At 74.6% G+C, this 3,108-nt stretch carries 1 protein-coding gene and 1 pseudogene; one reads left to right on the forward strand and one right to left on the reverse strand.

Annotated elements, in window-relative coordinates; genetic code table 11:
* A partial coding sequence (locus tag QH283_RS22045) for a tetratricopeptide repeat protein (RefSeq protein ID WP_280504870.1) occupies positions 1–2,428 on the reverse strand: 2,428 nt, incomplete at its 3' end.
* Between the two features lie 287 nt (positions 2,429–2,715).
* On the opposite strand from QH283_RS22045, the pseudogene QH283_RS22050 reads away from it, so the two are divergent.
* Positions 2,716–3,108, forward strand: a pseudogene (locus QH283_RS22050) (phenylacetate--CoA ligase family protein); the annotation flags it as partial.

Genomic DNA, 3,108 nt, shown 5'->3' on the forward strand with positions numbered 1-3,108 from the left:
TGCCGGCGCCCGCCAGCAGGCCGGGATCGGCGTGCGCCCCGGCGGCGATGTCGGCGGCCAGTGCGGCCAGATGATCGGCGCGGGCGGGGGATTCGGCGCTTGCCGGGGTGTGGGTGCCCGAGTTCAGCGACACCTCGACCAGTTCGGCCAGCAACACCGGGTCGCCCAGCCGGGCACACCATTCGAAGACGGTGGCCCGGAACAGCGCCGAGCGCGCCGCCCACGCCGACCGGGTTCTGGCGTGCACGAAACGCAGGCGCTGGTCGTCGATGAACAGCAGCGCGGGCAGGGCCAGGTCGAGAGCGGGGCGCAGGTCGCCCGGCTCCCGGTCGGCCAGGACGGTCGCGGCCAGGAAATCGCACCGTGCCGCCTCCAACGGCAGCTCCAGTTCGGCGTACACCGCGCGGGCCCGGCCGATGTGGGTGAGCGCGCGGTCGTGCTCGCCGCGCGCGCTGTGCGCCAGGCCGATGTTGACTTCACAGGCGGCGCCGTCGCGCCGGTGCGCCGGATGCGGGGCGAAGACGGCACGGGCGGCCGCCAGATCGGCCAGCGCGGCGTCGAGGTCGCCGAGCAGCACGCGGGTGCCGCCGCGGTTCTGCCTGCACACCGCCGCCCGGATCGGCTGACCGGCCGCGGCCAGCGTGGCCTCCGCCGCGGTGTACATCCGCTCGGCGTCACGATGGCGTCCCTGCCGCAGGAACAGCCCGGCCAGGTTCGCCTCCACCACGGCCGTCAACCGGTCACCGGGAAAGGCGCGCAGCGTCGCGTGACTGCGCTCGAACGCCGCCCGCGCCTCCGGCAACCGGTGGGTCTCCAGATGAACCAGCCCGAGATGACAGGCCGCGACGGCGAGATGGCGGGCCTTGCCGTGCCTGGCGAGCCCGTCACAGGCGTCGAGCAGCAGTTCCTCCGCCTCCCGGAGGTTGCCCGAAGCGAACTGCACCACGCCGCGAACATCCTGCACCTGCGCGACTTTCGCCCACTCCGCGCCCGCGACGAAACTCTCCCGTGCTTCGTCGAGCAGCCGCAGCGCCCGGTCGTACTCCCCGAGCTGGGTCAGCGCGCCCGCCAGATGCACCGCGCAGTCGGCGGCCAGCTCGGCGTCCGGCAGGGCCAGCGCGTCGGCGCGGGCCCGTTCGAGCAGCCGCGCGGCCCCCTCGAAATCCTCGCGCTCGGAATGCAGCACGCCCAGATACAGCCGGGCCCGCACCCGGTGGCCGGGGTCCCCGTCCGCCGTCGCCGCGCTCGCCGAGCGCAGTAACCGTTCGGCGATGTCGAGTTCGCCGCGCGCCAGGTGCACGGTCGCGATGTTCATGTCGCACCAGGCCACCTCGCCCGCATGTCCGGCCGCGGCGAAGGCCTCGCGGGCCGAGCGGTACATGCGCAACGCCTCGTCGTGGCGGCCGAGGTCCTCGAGCGCCATGCCCGAGGGGATCAGCACCCGCGCGGCCTCGTCCGGGCGGCCCGCGGCGAGCAGCTCGGTGCGGGCGCGGGTCATCGAAGCCAGGAACTCCTCGGTCCTGGCCTGTCGCAGGCGGATCAGGGCGATGCGCCGTTGGCAGTCGGCCCGCTCGCCCGCCCGGTCGAGCGGATAGCCGCCGGTGGCCGCGGCCAGGGCGGCCACTGCCTCCTCGTGCCGACCGGCCGCGGCGAGCACGTCGCCCAGCGCGTCGTCGCATCCGGCCGCGGCCGCGTAGTCGTCGAGTGCGGCGAATTGCGCGCGGGCGGCACGCAGATGGGTCTCCGCGCCGGTCGGGTCGTCGTCCTCGGCGAGCAGGCAACCCAGCAGGTAACGGGTGCGGGCCAGCTCGTCGGGGGCACGGTCGGGGTCGAGCAGCGGGAGGGCCGACGCGAGATGGTGGCGGGCGGTGGCCCCGTCGTCGAGCCGCAGCGCCAGTTCGGCACGCACGATGTGGGTCTCGGCCACCTCGTCGGTGCGGCCGGTGGCGGCGTAGACGTGGCAGGCGGCCTCGAAGGCGGCGAAGGCGCCCTCGGTGTCGCCCAGTTCGGCGAGAGTGCAGGCCAGGGCGTAGTCGTTGTCGGCGCGACGCTCGTGATCGCCGAGGCGGCCGAACTCCTCGGCCGCGCGGCGCTGGTGGTGCGCCGACTCGACGGCACGGTCCAGCTCCGCCAGCACGTCGGCGGTCAGTTCGGCGCTCACCGCCCGCAGTTCGTCCGGCTCGCCGCCGGACCGCGCGTCGAGAGCGGTCAGCAGGGCCTGCGCCGTCAGCAGGATCCCGGCGGCCAGTTCCAGCTCGCCCGCGTCCGCATGTGCCTGCCCGAGCAAGTGCATGCAGGCGGCGGTGGCGTGCGGATCGCCGCCGGTCTCGTCCATGGCGCGGGTGAGGGCCTTGCGCGCCTCGGCGGGCCGGGCGTCGTCGAGCAGTTCCCGCCCGAGCAGGAACGCCGGAGACGGCCACTCGGTCATCTGGCGGTTCCTTTCTCCCTGGCGTGACCGACGTGCGCCGATGTTCGGCGTGCCACCACGCGATGCTGCCACGCCGAGGCGAGCGCGGAGCGGCTGCCGCCGGGCCGCGCGCGAGCGGGCGTCGTGTGCAGTGTCCCGCGCGCGTCGGTCACACCGCATCTCGGGGCGGTGGGGATCGGGGGTCGCCGCGCGGCCGGTCCCGGCTGTCCGCGCGGGCGAGCGATCCGGGGGATCGGTGTCTCGGGTGGGCGCGGTCGCCGCGCCCGGCCAGAGAGGAGTCACCACGGATGGGCCGTCAGCACGCTGTTCCCGGTTTCGAGCAGGCACTCGAGGTCTTCCACCGCGCGGTCGAGCGGGTGCCCGCGTACGCGAAGTTTCTCTGTGACAACGGTATCGACGCCGCGACGATCCGCACCCCCGCGGATTTCGCCGCGCTGCCGCCGGTGACCAAGGACAACTACTTCCAGGTGTATCCGCGCAACGACCTGATGACCGACGGCGACATCGGCGTCGCGGGCATCTGGTCGTCGAGTTCGGGGTCGACCGGCCGCCCCGGCTACTGGGCGCGTGACGAGATCGCCCACGCCCAGGGCGTCGTCCTGCACGGCCGCATCCTGCGCGCCTTCGGCGCGCCCCGGCGGCGCCCGCGGGTGGTCGTCGCCGTCGCCATGGGCAACTGG

The sequence above is a fragment of the Nocardia farcinica genome, assembly GCF_029867845.1.
In the GTDB taxonomy this organism is placed as follows: domain Bacteria; phylum Actinomycetota; class Actinomycetes; order Mycobacteriales; family Mycobacteriaceae; genus Nocardia; species Nocardia farcinica_A.